The 21,111-nt window shown below is 68.7% G+C and carries 14 protein-coding genes and 2 pseudogenes; 8 read left to right on the forward strand and 8 right to left on the reverse strand.

The genetic code is table 11. The features are described 5' to 3' along the window. The first annotated feature begins 29 nt into the window (after positions 1-29). The 4 genes from nirB to cobA are packed head-to-tail and all read left to right on the forward strand — an operon-like array spanning position 30 to position 6,282. Positions 30-2,561 carry a nitrite reductase large subunit NirB gene (gene nirB / locus PGN12_13690; GenBank protein ID MEH3104944.1) on the forward strand — a complete coding sequence of 844 codons (2,532 nt, stop codon included), beginning with the start codon at positions 30-32 and terminating at the stop codon, positions 2,559-2,561. An 11-nt stretch (positions 2,562-2,572) separates the two neighbouring features. Continuing rightward, complete coding sequence (gene nirD, locus PGN12_13695) at positions 2,573-2,905, forward strand: nitrite reductase small subunit NirD (protein ID MEH3104945.1); 333 nt, start codon at positions 2,573-2,575, stop codon at positions 2,903-2,905. Between the two features lies 1 nt (position 2,906). Next, positions 2,907-5,504 carry a molybdopterin-dependent oxidoreductase gene (locus tag PGN12_13700; GenBank protein ID MEH3104946.1) on the forward strand — a complete coding sequence of 866 codons (2,598 nt, stop codon included), beginning with the start codon at positions 2,907-2,909 and terminating at the stop codon, positions 5,502-5,504. After that, entirely contained in the window at positions 5,488-6,282 is a 795-nt protein-coding gene (cobA, locus tag PGN12_13705; protein ID MEH3104947.1) for a uroporphyrinogen-III C-methyltransferase, read from the forward strand. Before PGN12_13700 ends, cobA begins: the two co-directional genes overlap by 17 nt. A gap of 459 nt (positions 6,283-6,741) precedes the next feature. Here cobA and PGN12_13710 read toward each other — a convergent pair whose 3' ends face one another. Further along, complete coding sequence (locus tag PGN12_13710) at positions 6,742-8,340, reverse strand: ATP-binding cassette domain-containing protein (GenBank protein MEH3104948.1); 1,599 nt, start codon at positions 8,338-8,340, stop codon at positions 6,742-6,744. Continuing rightward, positions 8,337-9,921: pseudogene (locus PGN12_13715) on the reverse strand (ATP-binding cassette domain-containing protein). Before PGN12_13715 ends, PGN12_13710 begins: the two are co-directional and overlap by 4 nt. A gap of 160 nt (positions 9,922-10,081) precedes the next feature. On the opposite strand from PGN12_13715, the pseudogene PGN12_13720 reads away from it, so the two are divergent. The 4 genes and pseudogenes from PGN12_13720 to PGN12_13735 all read left to right on the forward strand — a co-directional run bounded on the left by PGN12_13720 (position 10,082) and on the right by PGN12_13735 (position 13,250). Continuing rightward, a pseudogene (locus PGN12_13720) lies at positions 10,082-10,627 on the forward strand (cytochrome ubiquinol oxidase subunit I). Between the two features lie 162 nt (positions 10,628-10,789). Beyond that, positions 10,790-11,077, forward strand: coding sequence for a helix-turn-helix domain-containing protein (locus PGN12_13725; protein MEH3104949.1), 288 nt, complete (start codon positions 10,790-10,792; stop codon positions 11,075-11,077). Between the two features lie 171 nt (positions 11,078-11,248). Continuing rightward, positions 11,249-11,812, forward strand: a complete 564-nt coding sequence (locus tag PGN12_13730) for an AraC family transcriptional regulator (protein ID MEH3104950.1) — start codon at positions 11,249-11,251, stop codon at positions 11,810-11,812. A 214-nt stretch (positions 11,813-12,026) separates the two neighbouring features. Further along, positions 12,027-13,250, forward strand: coding sequence for a DUF418 domain-containing protein (locus PGN12_13735; GenBank protein MEH3104951.1), 1,224 nt, complete (start codon positions 12,027-12,029; stop codon positions 13,248-13,250). A gap of 424 nt (positions 13,251-13,674) precedes the next feature. Here the strand turns inward: PGN12_13735 and PGN12_13740 are convergent, their stop codons facing one another. The 6 genes from PGN12_13740 to PGN12_13765 all read right to left on the reverse strand — a co-directional run bounded on the left by PGN12_13740 (position 13,675) and on the right by PGN12_13765 (position 21,091). Beyond that, positions 13,675-14,595, reverse strand: coding sequence for a Gfo/Idh/MocA family oxidoreductase (locus tag PGN12_13740; protein MEH3104952.1), 921 nt, complete (start codon positions 14,593-14,595; stop codon positions 13,675-13,677). A 104-nt stretch (positions 14,596-14,699) separates the two neighbouring features. Continuing rightward, the gene (locus tag PGN12_13745; GenBank protein ID MEH3104953.1) at positions 14,700-16,007 is read right to left on the reverse strand and encodes an MFS transporter; all 1,308 of its coding nucleotides are present in this window, start codon (positions 16,005-16,007) and stop codon (positions 14,700-14,702) included. A gap of 90 nt (positions 16,008-16,097) precedes the next feature. Next, complete coding sequence (locus tag PGN12_13750) at positions 16,098-16,967, reverse strand: NAD(P)-dependent oxidoreductase (GenBank protein ID MEH3104954.1); 870 nt, start codon at positions 16,965-16,967, stop codon at positions 16,098-16,100. Continuing rightward, on the reverse strand, positions 16,964-18,142 hold the full coding sequence (locus PGN12_13755) for an L-rhamnonate dehydratase (protein ID MEH3104955.1): 1,179 nt from the start codon (positions 18,140-18,142) through the stop codon (positions 16,964-16,966). The genes PGN12_13750 and PGN12_13755 overlap by 4 nt, the downstream gene beginning before the upstream one ends. Further along, entirely contained in the window at positions 18,139-19,407 is a 1,269-nt protein-coding gene (locus PGN12_13760; GenBank protein MEH3104956.1) for an MFS transporter, read from the reverse strand. The genes PGN12_13755 and PGN12_13760 overlap by 4 nt, the downstream gene beginning before the upstream one ends. Then, complete coding sequence (locus PGN12_13765) at positions 19,397-21,091, reverse strand: beta-xylosidase (protein ID MEH3104957.1); 1,695 nt, start codon at positions 21,089-21,091, stop codon at positions 19,397-19,399. Before PGN12_13765 ends, PGN12_13760 begins: the two co-directional genes overlap by 11 nt. Between the last annotated feature and the right edge of the window lie 20 nt (positions 21,092-21,111).

Consider the following 21,111-nt stretch of genomic DNA (forward strand, 5'->3'; position numbering starts at 1 on the left):
GGCCTTTTTCGTTTCCGGAGCATTGACCCATGGATTTCGAAGGCTTCGCAAAGGTCGATTTCGAGGAGGCGCTGGAGCCCTCCGCGTTCGATGACGGCCCCACCCTCCCCGATCGCCAGCATCTGGTGGTCGTCGGCAACGGCATGGCTGGCTGCCGCGCGATCGAGGAACTGATCGCGCGCGACGCCGGGCGCTACCGCGTCACGATCTTCGGCGCCGAGCCGCATGTGAACTACAATCGCATCATGCTCTCCCCGGTGCTGGCGGGCGAGAAGACGTTCGACGAGATCGTCATCAACGGCCACGACTGGTACGCCGACCACGGCATCGAGCTGATCGCGGGCGATCCGGTCGAAACGATCGACCGCGCGGCGAAGACGGTGACGGCGCGGTCGGGGCGCAGCGTCGGCTATGACAAGCTGCTGCTCGCCACCGGGTCCGACCCGTTCATCATCCCGGTGCCGGGCAAGGATCTGCCCGGCGTCATCACCTTCCGCGACATGAACGACGTCGATCAGATGCTCGCCGCCGCCGAGGCCGGTCGTGCCAAGGGGGGCGGCGCTGCGGTGGTGATCGGCGGCGGGCTGCTCGGGCTGGAGGCGGCGCACGGCCTGTCGTTGCGCGGCATGAAGGTGACGGTGATCCACCTCGCCAAGACGCTGATGGAGCGGCAGCTGGACGAATCGGCGGGCTGGCTGCTCAAGACCGCGCTCGAGGCGCGCGGACAGGTGATCCTGACCGAGGCGAACACCGCCGAGATCGTCGGCGATTGGCGGGTCGAGGGCGTGCGGCTGGCCGATGGCACGCTGATCCCCGCCAGCCTTGTCGTGATGGCGGTCGGCATCCGCCCGGCCACGGCGCTCGCTCGCACCGCCGGGCTGGAGGTTGGCCGCGGCATCAAGGTCGACGACCATATGGTCACGTCTGACCCCGACGTGCTCGCGGTCGGCGAATGCGTCGAACATGATGGTCAGGTCTATGGGCTGGTCGCTCCGTTGTGGGACATGTGCCGCAGCCTCGCCAACGGCCTGGTCGACCGGCATAGCGGCTATCGCGGTTCGGTCACCTCGACCAAGCTGAAGGTGTCCGGGATCGACGTCTTCTCGGCCGGCGATTTCGCGGGTGGCGACGGCGCGGAGGACATCGTGCTGCGCGACGCCAGCCGCGGCATCTACAAGCGCGTCGTGGTCCGCGACGACCGGATCGTCGGCGCGGTGCTGTACGGCGATACCGCAGACGGCAGCTGGTATTTCGACCTGCTGAAGAAGGGCGAGGACGTCTCCGCCATCCGCGACGTGCTGATCTTCGGCCAAGCCTTTGCCTCCGGGGGTGGGCAGGCGGACCCTAAGGCGGCCGTTGCGGCGCTCTCGGACGATGCCGAGATCTGCGGCTGCAACGGCGTGACCAAGGGCAAGGTGTGCCAATCGATCGTCGACGGCGCGACCAGCCTCGACGCGGTGCGATCGACCTGCAAGGCGTCCGCCTCGTGCGGCTCCTGCACCGGTCTGGTCGAACAATTGCTGTCGATCACGCTGGGCGAGGATTACGGCGGCGAGCGCACCGTCAAGACGATGTGCAAATGCACCAGCTTCGGCCACGACGACGTCCGCCGCGAAATCGTTGCGCAGGCCATGCGCTCGATCCCGGAGGTGATGCAGAAGCTGCATTGGTCGACCCCCGACGGCTGTTCCTCCTGCCGCCCGGCGCTCAATTATTACCTGCTCTGCGCGCTGCCCGGTGATTACAAGGACGACCAGCAGAGCCGCTTCGTCAACGAGCGAATGCACGCCAACATCCAGAAGGACGGCACCTATTCGGTCGTGCCGCGCATGTGGGGCGGCCTGACGTCCCCCCGCGAATTGCGCGCGATCGCCGACGTGGTGGAGAAGTTCAACGCGCCGATGGTGAAGGTGACCGGTGGGCAGCGGCTCGACATCTTCGGGATCAGGAAGGAGGATCTGCCCGCGGTCTGGGCCGACCTCAATGCCGCCGGGATGGTCTCCGGCCACGCCTATGGCAAGTCGCTGCGCACCGTGAAGACCTGCGTCGGATCGGAATGGTGCCGCTTCGGCACACAGGATTCGACCGGCCTGGGTGTCAAGATCGAGCGGATGACCTGGGGATCGTGGATGCCGCACAAGTTCAAGATCGCGGTATCGGGCTGCCCGCGCAATTGCGCGGAGGCGACGATCAAGGACTTCGGCATCGTCTGCGTCGACTCCGGCTACGAACTTCACGTCGGCGGCAATGGCGGGATCAAGGTCCGCGCCACCGACCTGCTCTGCAAGGTCGCGACCGAGGAAGAGGCGATGGAGGTCTGCGCCGCCTTCGTCCAGCTGTACCGCGAGCAAGCGCGCTATCTGGAACGCACCGCCCCGTGGATCGAACGCGTCGGCACGGACCATATCAAATCCAGCCTGCTCGACGATCCCGAAGCGATCCCGACGCTCGCCGCGCGCTTCCGCTCCTCGCAGCGCTTCATGCAGGACGATCCGTGGGAGAAGCGCGTCACGGGCGAGGATGCGCATCTGCACCAGCCGCTGCTGGTCGCGGCGCAATGACGGAGACGATCATGCAGGACTGGCTCGACATCGGCACGCTGGCCGACATCCCCGTGCAGGGCGCACGCACGCTGACGCTGGACGGCACGCCGATCGCCGTCTTCCGCACCGTCGACGATCACGTTTTCGCGCTGGTCGATCGCTGCCCGCACAAGGGCGGACCGCTCAGCCAGGGCATCGTCCACGGCCATGCGGTGGCGTGCCCGCTCCACAATTGGCGGATCGCGCTGGCGAGCGGCCGGGCACAGGGCGACGACCATGGCTGCACCCCGACGCTGACGGTGCGGCGCGATGGCGAGCGTATCCTGCTCGCCCACCCGCTCCCGCTCGCGGACGCCGCCTGAGATGTCGGCGCCGGTCCGCACCACCTGCGCCTATTGCGGGGTCGGCTGCGGCATCCTCGCGACGCGGACCGGCGAGCGATCGGTCGCGATCCAGGGCGATCCCGATCACCCCGCCAATCGCGGCCGGCTGTGTTCCAAGGGCACCCATCTGGGCGAGACGATCGGGCTGGAGGGGCGGCTGCTGACCCCGATGATCGGCGACAAGGCGGCGAGCTGGGACAAGGCGCTCGATCTCGTCGCGCGCCGCTTTCGCGAGACGATCGCGCGGCACGGGCCGAACAGCGTCGCCTTCTACGTCTCCGGCCAGTTGCTGACCGAGGATTATTACGTCGCCAACAAGCTGATGAAGGGCTTCATCGGCTCGGCCAACATCGACACCAATTCGCGGCTGTGCATGTCGAGCGCGGTCGCCGGCCACCTCCGCGCGTTTGGCGAGGACGTGGTCCCCGCCACCTACGACGATCTCGACGCGGCCGACTTGATCGTGCTGGTCGGGTCGAACACCGCCTGGTGCCACCCGATCGTCTATCAGCGGATCATGGCGGCGCGCGAGGCGCGCGGCACCCGACTGGTGGTGATCGACCCGCGCCGCACCGAAACCGCGGAGGGCGCCGACCTGCACCTCGCGATCCGCCCCGGCAGCGACGTGGCGCTGATGAACGGGCTGCTCGCGCACTGCCGCCGCGCCGGCCTGACCGACGATGCGCAACTCGACGTGCCCGACGGCTTCTGGGACGCGATCGCGCGCGATGGCGATCTATGGTCGACCGCCCGCGCCTGCGACGTGCCGCCCGCCGACCTCAACCGCTTCTTCGATCTGTTCGCCGCGACGCCGCGCACCGTCACCCTGTTCAGCCAAGGCATCAACCAGTCGCCGCGCGGCACCGATCAGGTCAATGCGATCCTCAACGTCCATCTCGCGACCGGGCGCATCGGCAAGCCGGGCGCCGCGCCGTTCTCGATCACCGGTCAGCCCAATGCGATGGGCGGGCGCGAGGTCGGCGGGCTCGCCACGACGCTGGCCGCGCATATGGATTTCGCCCCTGACAATGTCGCGCGCGTCGGCCGCTTTTGGGCCGCGCCGTCCATGGCGACCAAGCCGGGGCTGAAGGCGGTCGACCTGTTCCGCGCCGTCGACGAGGGGCGGATCAAGGCGCTGTGGATTATGGCGACCAACCCGGCCGTTTCGATGCCAGACGCGACGCGCGTGCGCGAGGCGCTGGCAGCGTGCCCGTTCGTCGTCGTCTCCGACGTGGTCACGCGGACCGACACCAGCGAACACGCGCATGTCCGCCTCCCCGCCGCCGGCTGGGGCGAGAAGGACGGCACCGTCACCAATTCCGATCGCACGATCAGCCGCCAGCGCGCGGTGCTGCCGCTGCCCGGCGACGCGAAGCCCGATTGGTGGATCGTCAGCCAGGTCGCGCGCCGCATGGGGTGGGCGTCGCACTTCGCTTACGACCGCCCCGCCGATATCTGGCGCGAACATGCCCGCCTGTCGCTGTATCAGAATGGCGGCGAGCGGCTGTTCGCGCTGCCGGGACAGGCCGGCACGAGCAACGCCGCCTATGACGCGATGCCGCCGTTCCGCTGGGGCGGCACGCCATTCGCCGACGGTCGTTATCCTACCCCGTCTGGCCGTGCGCGCCTCGTCACGCCGCAGCCGGCCCCGATCGCGGCCCCGCTGAAGCAATGGCCGATGACGCTCAACACCGGCCGCTATCGCGACCAGTGGCATACGATGACCCGCACCGGGTTGAGCCCCAAACTGGCGCGCCACCGCGAGGAGCCGCTGGTCGAGGTCCACCCGACCGACGCCGCCGCGCTCGGCCTCGGCGACGGCGGGCTGGCCCGCGTCGCGACCCCGCAAGGCAGCAGCCTCTACCGTGTCGCGCTGAGCGAGGGGCAGCGCGTGGGTGAGCTGTTCGTCCCGATCCACTGGACCGATCAAGTCGCGACGGGCGGTCGCACCGGCTTTTTATCCCGCCCGCTCGTCGACCCGCATTCGGGGCAACCCGGCTTCAAGGCGACCCGCGCGGCCATCACCGCCGTCACGACCGAGTGGCGCGCCTTCGCCATCCTGCGCACCAGCGCGCCGCCGCCGCTGCCCGATGTCGTCTGGGCGACGCGCGTTGCGGTGCCGGCCGGATGGATGATCGAGCTGGCCGGCAACGGCGACCCCGCCGCGTTGCAGGCGTTGCTGCCAGCCGGCCAGCGGGTCGAGGCCAATGACCGGGCGCGCGGCACCTGGCGCGCCGCGGTGCTGGAACAGGGGCGCCTCGCCGCCTGCCTGTTCCTTGCACGCGACGGATCGCTGCCACCGCGCGATTGGTTGATCCAGCAGCTGGGCGAAGCCACCGGACCGACCGTGCTCGCCGGCCGCGCGCCCGGCGCGGTTGTCGATCGTGGCCCGATCGTCTGCGCCTGCTTCGATATCGGCATGAAGACCATCGTCGCCGCCATCGTCGAACAGCGCCTCACCGATGTCGCCGCGATCGGCAAGGCGTTGGGCGCCGGCACCAATTGCGGCTCGTGCCGCCCGGCGCTCGCGCGCCTCGTCACCGACCATCAGGAGATCGCCGATGCCGCCGTCCATTGAAATCGCTCCCGGCACGGTGTGGCTTGTCGGCGCCGGCCCCGGCGATCCCGATCTGCTGACCCGCAAGGCCGAGCGGCTGATCCGCGCCGCCGACGTCATCTTCTACGACGCACTGGTCGGCGCCCGCGTGCTCGCACTCGCCTCTCCCGATACGGAATGCCTGTCGGTCGGCAAGAGATCGGGCCGCCATTCCAAGGCGCAGGAGACGATCAACGACCTGATCCTCGCCGCCGCGCAAGCGGGGCGGCGCGTGGTACGGCTGAAGGGCGGCGACCCGTCGATCTTCGGCCGTTCCGCCGAGGAAGCCGCGCACCTGTCGGCGCATGGCATTCCCGTGCACATCTGCCCCGGCATCACCGCCGCCAGTGCCGCCGCTGCGTCGAGCGGCGTGTCGCTGACGCTGCGCGGCCTCGCACGGTCGCTGACCTTCGTCACCGCCCATGCCCGCAACGGCGAGCCGATCGACCTGAACTGGCCGGCGCTGGCGCGCGCGGGCGGCACGCTTGCCGTCTACATGGGCCGGGCCGCCGCGGGCGAGGTCGCGACGCGGCTGATGGAAGCGGGGCGTGACCCGTCGACCCCTGTGCTGATCGTCGTCAACGCCTCATTGCCCCACGAGCGCTGCATTCGCGGCCGGCTGTCGGCGCTGGCCTTCCTGGTCCAGACGATCAGCGACGACGATCCGACGCTGCTGCTGATCGGCGAAGCGGTACGATCCGGCGGCTCGACCGATATCGGGGCAGCGTCAATCGCAGCCAGCCCGTACGAAACGGCTTAGGATAAAAGGTCCGGCGATGATAAGAACATATACAAGGCTCGTGCATCGACCAGCTTGTGGCTGGAAACGCTTCTATGCCTATACCGCCATGTGCTGCTTGACCGTCCTGCCGAGAGTTTTTCTGTTCTAGGTGTTCGATCCCGGCACCTGATCGTGTGGGTTCGACGTGAATCGGTCCGGATCGTTTTGCCAAGCCTTGCACATGACCTCGCAGGTGCGAGCCCTTTGAGAATCTTTAGCCTACGGGCAAAATCGCATGCGGCGACGCAGCCGCCGAGGTACTGCCGTAACTGGTGGTGGCTGTTGTTGTGATAATCTTACGGCATCTTCGATACCCCCGAGCAATCTTGCGATAGGCAAATCGCTAATTCAAGCCATCGATTGTCGATAGATCCTGATCCTAATCGAAGAATGGAGCACGCGCCTGCTTGAACGGGTCGTCTTGCCCGGGCTCGCGGGTTAGCCCGCGAAGCGACGAGTTTCGGCATCGGCCGCCCAGTGGCGATCGCACAGGGCCGAGAGCACCGGCCGGTGGCTGACCAGGATCATCCCCTGCCCGGTGCGCTTCAGCCGTGCATCCATTCGCCGTGCAACTTCCGCTACGACCGCCGCATCCAGCCCCTCGCCGGGTTCGTCGAGCAGCAGCCAGAGCGCATCAGACAGATAGGCGCGTGCCAGGGAGAGCCGCCGCCGCTCGCCCCCCGACAATCGCGCCCCATCCTCGCCCAGCCAGGTGTCGAGCCCTTGGGGCAAGGCGCGTACCACATCGTCGAGCGCGGCGTCCCGCAACGCCCGCCACAAGCGGTCCTCGCTCACATGCTCATCGGCCAGCCGTAGATTGTCACGCACCGTGCCACCCATCAGCGCCGCGTCCTGCAGAGCCCAGGCAAAGGTGGCGCGTAAGGTGGCGGGCGCGACGAGGGCGGCATCGCTCCCTCCTATCATGATCCGGCCGGGTGACAGCGCACGGAGGCCCAGCAATCCCTCGACCATCCTTGTCTTGCCGCAGCCCGAAGGCCCCGTCAGAGCGATCCGACTATCCGTGGCGAAAGAGGCACCGTCGATCATAAGGGTCGCATCGCATGCCCCAGCCGCGGCCGGGCGGCCTTTCGCCGAGTCGAACAGGGTTTCCAACCGCGCCTCCGCCTCACGCAGCCGGCCACGCTCGGTCATCGCGCGCGAGATCGGCGCCATTGCATCGGCCGTCATCGCCGCCGCGAGGGCCGCCAGCGCCGCGATCGGCGCGCCAGCGCTCGCTGAGAGGATCAGCGCCGCTACTGCCGCCACTGCGACGCTGATCGCATGGAGCGCCTCGAACCGCGCCACCACCTTGGCCTGCCGCACCTGCGCCTCGGCCAGCCGGTCGCTCGCCGCCGCGATCCGGGCGATTGCCCAATCCTCGAGCGCGAAACATCGGAGTTCCGCCGCCGCCGTGCCGATCGTCGCCACTTCCTCGCGCAACGTCCCCATCGCCTGCTGCACGGCCCGTCCGGGCTCTTCCAAGCGGTGCGCCCAACCTCGCGCAAGACCGAGCGCGCCGCCTACACAGGCCAGCGTCGCAACCATGGCCAGCCATCCGCCAAGCAGCGTCAGCGTCGCGCCCGACGCCAGCGCCGCCACGGCGCCCCACGGTGCCGAGAGGCGGACGAAGCGCCATTCCACCGCATCGACATCTCCGATCAGCCGTGCCGTCGCCTCACCGCGGCCGAGCGCCAATGCTACCCCGGGAGGCGCGACGGTGAGCGCGCGATAGAGCGCAGGCCGCAGCCGGGCGAGCGCGCCGAAGGCCGCGCCATGGCTCGCCAGTCGCTCGCCATAGCGCCCCCCAGTCCGCATGATCGCCAGGAACCGGATCGCGGCGGAGGGCAGCATATAGTTGAACGCCTGCGCTGCCCCGACGCCTGCGCTTCCCGCCAATGCGGCGGCCGTCAGGAACCAACCCGACAGGGCGAGCAACAGCACCGAGGCGATCGCGACCAGGGCGGCGCAAAGCCCCGCCTGCCGTAAGCGGCGGCGTTCCCGCCAACGTTCGATGGCGATCAACCGGTGGAGTGTCATGCCATATCACCCTGGGGAACGACGCGCGTCGCGATGGCGGCCAGCGCGGGACTATGGGTGGCGATCAGCGTCGTGCGCCCTTGCGCGGCGCGCGCGATGGTTGCGATGAGCGCGGCTTCGGCGGCGGCATCCAGATGCGCGGTCGGTTCGTCGAGCAGGAGGAAGGGTGCGGGGACGAGCAGGGCACGCGCCAGCGCGATCCGACACCGCTCGCCACCCGACCGCCCGCTGCCCCGCGCATCGAGCGGGGCGTCGAGGCCCCCCGATCGCCCCGCGAGCATCGGCCCCAAACCCGCCGCCGCGACTACGCGCTGGATCGCCAACTCATCTGCCCCGGGTTGGACGAGCGTCAGATTGTCGCGGATCGTGCCCGCGATCAGCATCGGATGCTGGCCCACCCAACCCGCCTGCCCTGCCAGCGAGCTCAGCGAGACACCGCCCGCGTCCATCGTGCCTGCCGACAGCGGCGCGAGCCCGAGCAGCAGGTGCAGGACGCTGGTCTTGCCGCTGCCCGAGTTGCCAAGCAGCGCCACCGTCTCGCCCGTTTCAACCCGCAGCGAAAGGTGCGAGACGGCAGGCGCGTCGCTCGCCGGATAATGGATGGCCACATCGTGCAGGACCAAGGGGGCAGTCAGCCGAACCGATGGCGTCCGCACCGGTTCGGCCAGCGGCATCAGGGTGTCGGCCGCCGTCTCCGCCGCCTGCTTGTCATGATAGGCGGCGCATCGGCGCGTAGAAGTCGGGCGCAAGCGCCAGCACGAAAAAGGCTTGGGCGAGGGTCAGCCTCTCGGGCGCGGCAAAGGGCAGCAGGCCGAGCAACGCGAAGCCGCAATAGACTGCGACCAGCGCGACCGACAGGGCGGCGAAGAACTCGAGCGCGGCGGAGGACAGGAAGGCCACCCGCAGGACGCGCATGGTTCTGTCGGCCAGTTCCTGCGCCGCGCTACCGATCGCCTCGGTTTCGCGTGTCTCGGCGCGAAAGGCGAGCACGACCGGCAAGCTGCGCACCCGGTCGGCGAAACGCGCCGACAGACGATGTAGCGCAAGAAACTGCCGCCGCGCCTCGTCCGTCGCTGCGCCACCCGCCAGTATCATCGCGGCCACGAACGGCAGCAGGGTGGCCGCAAGGATGAGCGCCGCCACCCAGCTGGCACAGGCCGTTGCGGCAAGGGCCAGCATCGGCCCTGCGGCGGCAGCCCGGCGCGCGGGGAGGAATCGCGCAACGTAACCGTCCAGTGCCTCGACCGCATCGACCGCCTGGCTGGCGAGCAGGCCGCTGTCGATCGGCCCACCGGGCTTTCGACGCAGCGTGGCAACGATCGCGCGACGCCGCTGCGCCCCTTTGACCAACCCCGCACTCACGGCCCCCCGCCGCAGGGCCAGGGTCGCGAACACCCCGCGCAACGCTCCCGTGGCGAGCATCAGCGCTGCCCAGGGCACCACGGCTCCCTGCTCTGTCACCGCTGTCACGCCGCCCGCGACACCCAGCGCAAAGCCGACCGCCGCCAGCGTATCGAGGAGCAACAGCCCCGCCGCGCCATCGCACCGCCCGGCGGCCTCCCGCAACCAGCGGCTGCGCATCCCGGCCGTCGGTGGGGCATGAGCGATCGTCGTCATGCCCCGACGGTCGCCCCGACCGCACCGACTGTCTTTGACCGCGGTCAACGTCCGCATGGCGTGCCAAGCCTAGCCAGTCGATTGGCAAGGGGCCGGGGAGCGGCTCCTTTTACGGAGACGTTTCATGGACCCGGGCGTCGTAGATCTGTCGCGGCTGCAATTCGCGGCTACCGCCTTGTATCACTTCCTGTTCGTGCCGCTGACGCTCGGCCTGTCGATGATGCTGGTCATCATGGAATCGGTCTATGTCATGACGAATCGTCCGGAATGGCGCGTGACCACGCGCTTCTGGGGCAAGGTCTTCGGCATAAATTTCGTGTTGGGCGTTGCAACGGGCCTGACCATGAAGTTCCAGTTCGGCACCAACTGGTCCTACTTCTCCCATTACGTCGGCGACATCTTCGGCGCACCGCTGGCGATCGAGGGATTGATGGCCTTCTTCCTGGAAGCGACGTTCGTCGGACTGATGTTCTTCGGCTGGGTCCGCCTGTCGAAGCTCGGCCATCTGATCGTCACCTTCATGGTCGCGCTGGGCACCAATTTGTCGGCGCTGTGGATCCTGATCGCCAATGGGTGGATGCAAAATCCGGTCGGTGCCAGTTTCAATCCCGACACGATGCGCATGGAGGTCGGCGATTTCGGCGCGGTGCTGTTCAATCCCGTCGCCCAACCCTATGCCGGAGACGTCGACTTCACGGTGACCGCGCTGACCGCGGCGGAGCTGTGCGTCTTCCCCCGCCCTGCCTTCGAGCGCGTTCTTGAGGATCACCGCCACATGGAACGCCTGTTGCTCCAGCGGACCTTCGAGTCGCTGAACGAAGCGCGGAGCCGGATGTTGGTGCTGGCGCGCAAATCCGCGGGCGAGAAGCTGGCGGGCTTCCTGCTCGATATGGCGGCACGCGCCGGGACCAGCGGATGTCGGGCCGGCCGGAATGGGCCGATCACCTTCGACCTGCCGCTGACGCGTGGCCAGATCGCCGATGTGCTGGGCATGACGATCGAGACGGTCAGCCGCCAATTGACCCGGATGAAACAAAGCGGGATGATCGGCCTGCCCGGCGGCCGCGCGATCACGATCAGCGACCGTGCGGCGCTCGCTGCGCGCGCCGAAGCCGCCTAAGCCGTTAGACTTTCCGCCAGCACCTCGCACGGCAGGCCATGCGCATCCGGGTCAGCCGCTACCCCGCCGGCGCGACGATGGCCAGTTGCTCGAAATCGGCAGCGCGCCGACATGCGGGCTGCAAGATCGACCTCTATTCCGCGATACTGTCGGATCTGATTGTCCCGGAGGGTGGAGCCCACCGACCTGCTGGTACTGGGTATCTATCCCAGCGATAGCGATTTGATCGAAGCCGCGCGCCGCCTGGTCGGATCGCTCGACCGGCCGGACCCGATCCGTGTCCTGGCGCCGCTGATCGAGCGGGAGATCCTCTACCGGCTGCTCACCGGGCCGCACGGACCGATGCTTCGGCACGTCGCGACGGCGGGCAGTCACCTCAACCAGATCAGCCGCGCCATCGCCGCGATGCGCCGCCAGTTCGATGCGCCGATCCGCATCGACAAAGTCGCCGCCGAGGCAGGCATGAGCCCCTCCTCGCTCCATGCGCACTTCAAGGCGATCACGCGAATGACGCCGCTCGAGTATCAAAAGCGGTTGCGTCTGCAGGAGGCGCGCCGGCTGATGCTGGCCGGCGGCATGACGGCCGGCACGGCGGGTTTCGCGGCCGGCTATGAAAGCCCGTCGCAGTTCAGCCGCGAAAATCGCCGCCGGTTCGACGCGCCGCCGCGTCAGGACATCGAGCGGTTGCACGCTACTTCTTCGGCGGGGATCGCCCTTGATAAAGGCCATCGGTAGCAATTGTTCATCGCGTCGGTTGCGCCGAATGAGGCACTCCGCTGTGCTTGTCGCAGCAACGGGTGAGACGCCCAACATCCAGACGCTCGGCTGATACGTGCCGCGATCCTGTTCCCGCCATCCGTCCATGTAATCTGATGACGATCCGCCACCTGCGGCTTGTAGCAGTCACGGGAACGTTCCATGATGTCGTCGTCGGGCGGAGGGGAAGATCATGACGAACTTGGATCGCCGGATCGCGCCCGTTGAGGAACGCTTCCACTTACTTGATACACTTCGCGCCATTGCGCTTTACGGCGTGATCACCTTCAACGTCGCCGGCATGTCGGCGGCGTTCGTGGCAGGCGAGATCTTCCCAAAGGCGGGCGCGCTCGACAAAGCGTTCATGTTGTTCGATCTGATTCTGGTGCAAGGCAAGGCGCGCGCCGCCTTCGCGCTATTGTTCGGCATTGGCTTCGGGTTGATGATGGAGCGGATGACCATGCGCGGGCACCGGTTCACCAGCTTCTACCTGCGGCGGATGACGGTGCTGCTCGCGTTCGGCCTCTTCAACCTCACCTTCCTCTACTTCGGCGACATCCTGATCCTCTACGCGCTCATGGGCATGATCCTGCTACTGTTTCAACGGGTAAGCGACCGTGCGCTGCTCGGTCTCGGCCTTGCGCTGATTGTCGTGCCGTCGCTGGGTGTCGGGGTGGTGGAACTCGCTACGGGTGCGCCGATGCCGAGCCTCGGCGGCGGTGATCCCGACACGCTCTTCCGGGCACTGCGCCCGGCGTACGAGGGCCACAGCTTCGCTGCCTATGTCGTCGCCAACCTGCGTTACTACGTTGAGCATTATCGGTTCGAGACGTCCTACGCGATCGTCTATGACCTAGGCGTGTTGGGGCTGTTCCTGACGGGGCTGTGGGTGGCGCGCAGGCGCGTGCTCATCGATACGAAGCAATGGGCACCCACGTTGCGGTGGGTCGCATGGATCTGCCTGCCGCTTGGCCTCGTTTTCAGCATCGTACATGGCAGCCGACGGCTCGGCATACCCGCGCACGGCGCTGCCTATGCGGCGGTTACGACCGCGTACGCCGGCCTCGCCATCATGGCATTCGGCTATGTGGCGCTCTTTGCGCTCCTGCTGTCGGGCAAGGGGCAGCGCGTCCATCGCGCGTTGTCGCCGGCCGGCCGCATGGCGCTGACCTGTTACCTCGCATCGAATGCGATCGGCTCGTTCGTCACTTATGGCTGGGGCTTGGGAATGCTCGGTCGGATGAACGGCTTCGCTCTCAACATGCTGTCGATCACCATCTATGCTGCGCTTTGCGTCCTTTCGGCCATTTGGCTGTCGAGGTTTCGGTTCGGTCCAGCCGAATGGATCTGGCGCTCGCTGACGTACGGGCAGGCGCAACCGATGCACAGACAACGGTGGGTTCCGTCAGCCCGATAGCAGCGTCGGCTTGTCCTCTAACCGGGAGGCAAAGCGCCACCGCGCGAAGCCACCAAGAACGTACCAACACCTGGGTTGGGCTGCAACGGTCTACGAGGAGACGACCTAGGACACGGCTGACTAGTCTAGAGGCGGGCGGCGAAGCGCTCGTTCGTCGCTCCGGAGGCTATCCCGGATCACGTCCCGGATGACGGGACGAGGCAAGCGAGCCTTGCAGGTCGATCCGTGCCAGAAGGACTGACCGATTACTTTCAGGCATGTGTCGAGGATGGTTCTGGCCGCTCGGGCACCCCGCGCGGCTCGCGCATTCGAAGACGATGGTTGAGCGCAAACGACCTTCGGAGCTACCGTGCCGGCATTCATGGAGAATGTCGCGGCAGAACGTCTTGAGTGAACCCTCGGGTAGCTCACGCTATGCCCGTCTTCAATCGCTGACGGGCAGCGCAATCCGCCCGTTCCCGGCTTGCGCGACGACGGCCTCGCACAGTTCGTGGGTCGCCAGAAGGGCGGCGGCATCGACCGGCCGGCGCTCGCGCGCGGCGAGCAGGAAATCGTCGCACATCGCCTCGAAGCCGCGTTGCCGCCCGACCGGGGTCCAGTCGCCGCGGCGACGGTGCGACTGTTTTCCCCGCGCCTCGGCCTGTTCGGCAAGGTCGAACACGCTCCGGCGTGCCCCGCCCCCGATCACGTCGAGGCGTTCCTCGTCGAGGCCGCTATTCCGGTGCATCGTGCCGATCGCGGTAAAGCCGTCACCCGCCAGCGTGAGCGTGATCGTGTGGAGCAGGCCGGCGACGACATGGGTTTCGATGGTGCGGCGAAGGACCGGCGCGGGCGCGAGCCACAGCAACGTGTCGATCACATGGATGAAGTCATCGAACACCACCCGCCGCGGCAGGTCCGGCTGCGCGTCGCGATGCTTCCCCATGACAAAGAGATCGGCGCCGCTGCCATGCAGCGCGACGTAATCGGGCGCGAACCGCCGGTTGAAGCCGACCACGAGCGGGGTAGCGCGCGCGCTTGCCAGCGCGACGAGCGCCTCGACCTCGGCGAGACGATCCGCCAGCGGCTTGTCGACGAAGGTGGGGATGCCCCGCTCGAGGAGCGACCGGACCAGTGCGCCATGCGCGGGCGTCGCCGCATGGACGAAGGCGGCGTCGAACGACCCGGCGGCCAGCGCCGCCTCCGCGCTGGCGTGGCGATGCGCGATCCGAAACGCGCGGCCCACCGCCTCGCGCACGGCATGGTTGCGGGTCGCGAGATGGATATCGAGATCGGCGTGCTGCGCCAGGACGGGGAGATACGCCTTGCGGGCGATGTCGCCCAGCCCGATCAGAAGCACGCGCACGGGTCATTCCTCGGTTCGGCCGCGTCGGTGTCCGTGCCGGCCAGCAGTCGCGCCGGCCTTGCGCCGCCGGGATGCGATTGTCGAGGCACGCGGCGCGCGCGCCGCTATGGCGCGCGGTCACCGCCCGCCCGCCGGCGCTCGCCGGCCATGATCCAGATCGTCAGCAGCAGCGAACCGGCGAGCACGTAGAGCCCGTCGGTCGTGCGTCCGGTCTGCTCCTTGATGACCCCCATCAGGAACGGCCCGAGGTAGCCGCCGAGGTTCCCGACCGAATTGATGATCGCGATCCCCGCGGCGGCGGCGGTGCCGGTCAGCATCGCCGACGGCAGCGTCCAGAACACGCTCTGGCTCGCATACAGCCCGAAGACCGCGAGACACAAAGCGGCGAGCGGGAACAGCGTGCCCGGCAACGCCGCCGACCCGGCCAGCCCGAGCGCGGCGAGCAGCGCGTTGCCGATCACATAGCCGTGCCGTTGCCCCGCGCGGTCCGACCGGCGCGGCACGACCCAGAGCGCGATCGCGCCGAAGACGTACGGAACCGCGAACAACAGTCCAGCGACCGGCAACGCGCGCCCGCCTGCGGCCAGCAGGGTCGGCAGCCACAGGGTCACGCCGTACACCGCGAGCGGGAACGGCAGTAACGCCAGCGCCAGCCGCAGCACACGTCCGTCGCGGAACACGCCGCGCCACTCCCCCGCTGCTGCCGCGTGCGGCGGGGGCGTCTCCTCCGCCAGCGCCGCCGCCAGCCAGCGGCGATCCCCATTCGACAGCCAGCGCGCCGCGGCGAGGTCGTCGGGCAACAGCACCAGCGTCGGCAGGGCCAGCAGCACCGCGGGGACGCCGCTCACCACGAACAGCCACTGCCAGCCGCGCAGCCCCAAAGCGCCGTCGAGCCCGAGCAGCCATGCCGACAGCGGCCCGGTCATGATCAGTGCGAACGGCTGCGCCATCAGGAACAGCCCGAGGATGCGTCCGAGGTGGCGCTGCGGATACCAGCGCGTCAGATAGAAGACGATCCCCGGGTACAGTCCTGCCTCGGCCGCGCCCAGCAGGAAGCGCAGGACGTAGAAGGCCAGCGGCGTGCGGATCGTCGCCATCAGCACGGTCACCACCCCCCAACTGACGAGGATCCGCGCGAACCAGCGCCGCGCGCCGACGCGGGTCAGCAGGATGTTGCTGGGCAGCTCGAACAGGAAATAACCAATGAAGAACAGCCCCGCACCGAAACCATAGGCGGTGTCGCCGAGCCCGATGTCGGCGGCGAGCTGGAGCTTGGCGAAGCCCACCACCGACCGGTCGACATAGGCGACGGTGTAGAGCAGGATCAGCAGCGGCAGCAGCCGCATCGTCACGGTGCGGACGATCCGTGCCTCGCCGCTGGCGGCGTGCGCGCCCGCCAATGGCTCAGCCACCGGTCAGCTCCTCCAGCAATCCGGGCGCCAGCTGCTCGACCCCGAGCGACAGCGCCGCCAGCCACCCGCCCCGTCGCAGCGCGGCGCGGATCATCCGCGGCGCACGCCCTCGACTACCGCCGCCATGTCGTCGTCGGCATGGTCACCGGCCGCGGCCTCGAACCGCGCCCGCGCCACCACGGCGCTCGGCAGGTCGAGCCCCTGCGCGGCGAACGCGGCCTCGGCATAGCCGAGGTCCTTCGCCATCAGCGGCAGGAAGAAACGCGGATCATAGTCACGCTCGAGCATCCGCGGCGCGACCAGCTTGGCGATCGGGCTGCCCGGCGCGCCCGCTACCAGTAGCGGCACGATCCGCGCGGCGTCCAGCCCGCTGCGCTCGACCATCACCACCGCCTCGGCAAGGCTGGCGACCTGGACGCCGCACAGGAAGTTGTTGATCAGCTTGAACACCGCCCCGCTGCCGGACGCGCCGAGATGGACGATCTCGCTGCCCATCGCCTCCAGCGCGGCGCGCGCCTGCGCCAGCGCATCGGCGTCGCCGCCGACCAGGAAGCGCAGGCTGCCCTCCTCGGCCTGCTGCCGGCTGCCGCTGACCGGCGCGTCGAGCAGCCGGACGCCGGCTGCGGCGGCCTCGGCACCGAGCGTGCGGACCCAGTCGACGGTCAGCGTGCTCGACTCCACCGCCACCGCGCCGGGCGTCATCGCGGCCAGCGCGCCGTCCGCGCCGAGCCACGCACTGCGCGAGGCCGGATCGTCGGCGAGCATCGCGATCACGATCGCGGCGTCCGCAGCCGCCGCAGCGGGCGTGTCGGCGACGCGCGCGCCGGCCGCGGCGAGCGGCGCCGCCTTCGCCGTCGAGCGGTTCCACACCGCCACGTCGAACCCCGCCGCCACCAGCCGGCGCGCCATGCCCGCGCCCATCGTTCCCAGCCCCAGAAACGCGATCTTTCCGTTCGTCATGCCGTCACCTCGAAATTGGCCAGCGCCGCCTCGTCGATCTCCAGCCCGAGACCCGGCACGTCGTCGCTGAGCGAGACATAGCCGTCCTCGGCGACCGGTTCGCCCTTGAAGACGTACCAGAACAGCTCGTTGCCAACCTCGACGTCGACCTTGGGAAAATATTCCGCGATCGGCGAATTGAGGCTGGCCATCACGACATGGTAATTGTGCATCTGCCCGGCGTGCGGGACGACCGGGATCGAATGCGCCTCGGCCAGCGCCTGGATCTTGCGCGCCGCAGTCAGCCCGCCGACGCGGTTGGTGTCGAACTGGATATAGTCGAGCGCCCGCGCCTCGATCAGCTGGCGGAAGCCGTAGCTGGTGAACTCGTGCTCGCCCGCCGCGATCGGCGTCGTGCCGAAGCGGCGCAGCTCGTGATAGCCGTGGATGTCGTCGGGGATGATCGCCTCTTCCAGCCAGCGCAGGTTGAACGGCTCGATCAGCCGCATCATCCGCTTCGCGTAGTCGAGGCTCCAGCCCATATAGGCATCGGCCATCACGTCGATCTCGTCCCCGATCGCCTCACGCACGGTGCGCACCAGCGCGACGTTGCGCGCCATGCCGGCCGCGCCATCGTCGGGGCCCCAGCCGAAGCGCAGCTTCATCGCCTTGAACCCCTGCGCCTTGTAGCGCGTCGCCTCCGCGGCCAGCTCGTCGAGCGGGACCGAATAGAGCCGGCTGGCATAGACCGGGATGCGCGGCCGGGTGCGCCCGCCCATCAACCGGAAGCACGGCTGGCGCGCATCCTTGCCCATCAGGTCCCACAAGGCGATGTCGATCGCGGAGATCGCCGCCATCACCACGCCCTTGCGCCCGAACGCCATCGTCTTGCGGTACATGTGCTGCCACAGGAATTCGGTGTCCCACGGATCGTGGCCGAGGATCAGCGGCGCCAGCGCGCCGTCGATCAGCGCCTTGGCGGCGAGCGGGGCGAGCGCCGCATTGCCGATCCCGACCAGCCCCTTTTCGGTGAACACCTCGACGATCAGCCAGCCGTGGAAGGTGAAGCTGCCCATCGTCTCGCGCGACAGCAGCGGCGCGACGGCATCCATCGGGTTGGTGCAGAAATGCGGCGGCAGCGCCTGTGTCTGCCCCTTCCATTGCACGACGCGGGTACGGACTTCGGTGATCTTCACGACAGGACTCCCCTGGAACCGGAATTGAAATCGAGCCGCGCGATGCGGGGCACCGCGAGGCAGATGAGCGCAAAGGCGAGCAGGTGGAGCGAGGCGGCGGTGGCGAGCACCGGAGCGTAGCCGAGTCCGTGGTCGAGCGCCCAGCCGGCTGCCTGCCCCATGACGATCCCCCCGAGCGCGCCGCCCATCCCGACCAGCCCGGCGAGCCGGCCGAGCGCCGCGCGCGGGATCAGGTCGGTGGGCAGCGTCATCACCAGCGTCGACCAGCCCTGCTGTCCGAAGAAGGCGAGGCTGAACAATGCGATCACCCAGCCGATCGACGGCGCGTGCGGCACGAACATCACCCACGGCATACAGGCCGCGCAGGCGCCGAGCGCGATCTTGCGCGCGGCGTTCACCGACGTGCCGCGCGCCAGCAGCCAGCTGGAAAGGCCGCCGGCCGCGACGCTGCCGACGCCGGCCGCCGCATAGGGAATCCAGCCGATCGTCGCGGCCTGTTTGAGGTCGAAGGCGTGCGCCTCGAAGAGATATTTGGGCAGCCAGAACAGGTAGAAATACCACGCGCCGTCGCTCAGGAACTTGGCGCCGACCACCCCCAGCACCGCGCGCCGCGCCAGCAGGGCGCGCACGCCCGGCCCGGCGGACGGGCCGACCGCCATCGCCCGTGCCGCCGGCGGATCGCGGTAGATCACCGCCCACCACAGCGCCCACGCCAGCCCGAACGCGCCGGTGACGAAGAACACCCAGCGCCAGCTCGCCAGCCCCAGCCAATCGGCATGCGTGAGCAGCAGCGCGATCAGCGGCGGCGCGAGCACCGCACCGACCGAGGTGCCGGCGTTGATGATGCCCAGAGCGGTCGCGCGCTGCTCGGGCGCGAAGCGCTCCGCCACGGCGCGCGTCGCGGCCGGGAAGCCCCCGCCCTCCCCCATCCCCAGCAACAGCCGGCTGACGATCAGCGCCGCGACCCCGCCGGCAAGCCCGTGGCTGGCGCAGGCCAGCGACCAGAACGCCATGATCGCGACGAAGCCGCGCCGCGTCCCGACGCGGTCGAGCAGCCAGCCGCCGCCCAGATACATAAGCCCGTAGGTGGCCAGAAACGCCGAATCGAGCAGCGCCTTGGTCTGGTTGCCGATCGGAATGTCGCGCTGGATGCTGGCGATCGCCCAGGGCAGCGTCTGGCGGTCGAGATAGCTGATCGCGATCGCGACCGCGACGACGAAGGCGATCCCCCAGCCGCCGCGCGCCGCCGACGGGCTACTGGCCATCGATCACGACCAGCGCCACCCCCTGCCGCGGCACGTCCAGCGTGGCGGTGGTGGTGCCGCCCGCCGCGCCGGTCAGCGCCAGCGGCTGCGGCTGCATCACCGACGCCTGTTCGAGCTGCACATATTGCGCATCGTCGGGCGCGATCGGCGACCCCATCTTCTTCCACGCGGCGAAGGCGTTGGCATGGTCGCCGTCGACCCGCCACACCGTCGCGCGCGCCCTTGCTCCGCCCTTCATACCGCGCAGCGCCAGCGTCACCGCCGCGCGCGCGCCCGGCACGTCGTCGTCATGATAATGCCAGACCAGCACCGCGACCTTGCCGTCGGCGGTGCGCGTCGCGATCGTGCCGACGTCAGCCGCGCCGCGCACGCCGTCGCGCATCACGGTGTCGAGCGGCAGCTGCGCGTCGCTGGTCGCCGCCAGCCGGTCGGCGCCGAGCTGCGCGAACATCCGGAAGACGTTGAGCACCGGCAGGTCGACGCCGTTCGACGACAGCTGGCGATAGCCGGCGAACCACGGCTGGTCCTCGAACTCGAACGCCCAGGTCAGCGCGCCGTCGAGGTTGACCTTGCGCCGCGCCGCCAGCTCCCACATCCGCGCGAAGCTTGCGGCGGTGTAGCTCGAATACATCGTGCCGTTGCGATAGGCGTTCGCCGGCCCCGGGCAGGCCGCGCAGCCCTCCGGATCGCTTTCGCCGATCACCACCGGCTTGCCCGCCAGCGCCGGGTTCGACAGCGTCTTGGTGAAGCCGTCGTTGGCCTCCTTCAGCTGTTGCGCGATCCCCATCCGGACATGGCCGTCGACGAAGGTCGGGCGGCCCTTGGCATGGAAGGCGAGGAAGTCGGTCGGGGTGCCGATCTGCCCGGTCGCATAGTTCCGCCCGGCGGTGACGTGCTTGAGGAAGCCGTCCATGAACGCCCCGCCCGCCCCGGCGGCGTCGGGGCCGCCGACCCGCGCGGTCGGCAGCGCGCGGCGGATGCCGTCGACCGCATAATCGTGCATCTTGTAGAATTCGTCGTGGCTGGCTTTCCAGTACCAGCCGTTGGCCTCGTTCCAGATCTCGAAATACCAGCGCTCGACCTCGGCGCGGCCGTAGCGCTCGACATTGTGCTTGGTCCACTGGAAGATCAGCTCACGCCACTTGTCGTAATCCTTGGGCGGATAGGCCCAGCCGGACATGATGCGTTTATAGTCGAATCCCGGCCGCCAGTCGTGGCGATAGGGCGTGCCGGCAGGCGCGGACGACAGCGCCTCGGGCATGAAGCCGATCTGCAGATACGGGTGGATCCCCGCGGCACGATAGGTGTCGATGATCCGGTCGACGTTGGTCCAGTTGTAGATCGGCTTGCCGTCCGGAGTCTCGTTGTAGATGTCGGTGCTGCCCCATTTGAACGCGGCGGTGCCGTCGCCGGTGTTGAGCAGGTTGTGCGCGCGGAAATAGATGTCGCCGCGCTTCAGCTTGCCGAGTTCGGCGATCAGCTTTTTGCCGTCCTTCATCGTCGCGTAATTGGGCTCGTCGGCGCCGAAGAAGCGCCAGATCGGCGGCAGCTTGCCGGCGGTCTGCGTGGTGTCGACCGTGATCCGCACTGGGCGCGCGGCAGCAGGGGCCTGCGCATCGGCCGGCGCGGCGAGCAACGTGCCTGCCAACAGCAACGGGGCGAGCAGATGGCGATAGGGGCGCATCGGGGATCCTCTCTTGTCGT

Source organism: Sphingomonas phyllosphaerae (assembly GCA_036946405.1).
Classification (GTDB): domain Bacteria; phylum Pseudomonadota; class Alphaproteobacteria; order Sphingomonadales; family Sphingomonadaceae; genus Sphingomonas; species Sphingomonas phyllosphaerae_D.

Bases quoted from the DNA above. Each gene is read 5' to 3' on its own strand.
- PGN12_13725 (MEH3104949.1), top strand. From the start codon at position 10,790: ATGTTGGTGCTGGCGCGCAAATCCGCGGGCGAGAAGCTGGCGGGCTTC.
- nirD (MEH3104945.1), top strand. From the start codon at position 2,573: ATGCAGGACTGGCTCGACATCGGCACGCTGGCCGACATCCCCGTGCAG.
- cobA (MEH3104947.1), top strand. From the start codon at position 5,488: ATGCCGCCGTCCATTGAAATCGCTCCCGGCACGGTGTGGCTTGTCGGC.
- PGN12_13700 (MEH3104946.1), top strand. From the start codon at position 2,907: ATGTCGGCGCCGGTCCGCACCACCTGCGCCTATTGCGGGGTCGGCTGC.
- PGN12_13735 (MEH3104951.1), top strand. From the start codon at position 12,027: ATGACGAACTTGGATCGCCGGATCGCGCCCGTTGAGGAACGCTTCCAC.
- nirB (MEH3104944.1), top strand. From the start codon at position 30: ATGGATTTCGAAGGCTTCGCAAAGGTCGATTTCGAGGAGGCGCTGGAG.
- PGN12_13710 (MEH3104948.1), bottom strand. From the start codon at position 8,340: ATGACACTCCACCGGTTGATCGCCATCGAACGTTGGCGGGAACGCCGC.
- PGN12_13760 (MEH3104956.1), bottom strand. From the start codon at position 19,407: ATGGCCAGTAGCCCGTCGGCGGCGCGCGGCGGCTGGGGGATCGCCTTC.
- PGN12_13765 (MEH3104957.1), bottom strand. From the start codon at position 21,091: ATGCGCCCCTATCGCCATCTGCTCGCCCCGTTGCTGTTGGCAGGCACG.
- PGN12_13750 (MEH3104954.1), bottom strand. From the start codon at position 16,967: ATGACGAACGGAAAGATCGCGTTTCTGGGGCTGGGAACGATGGGCGCG.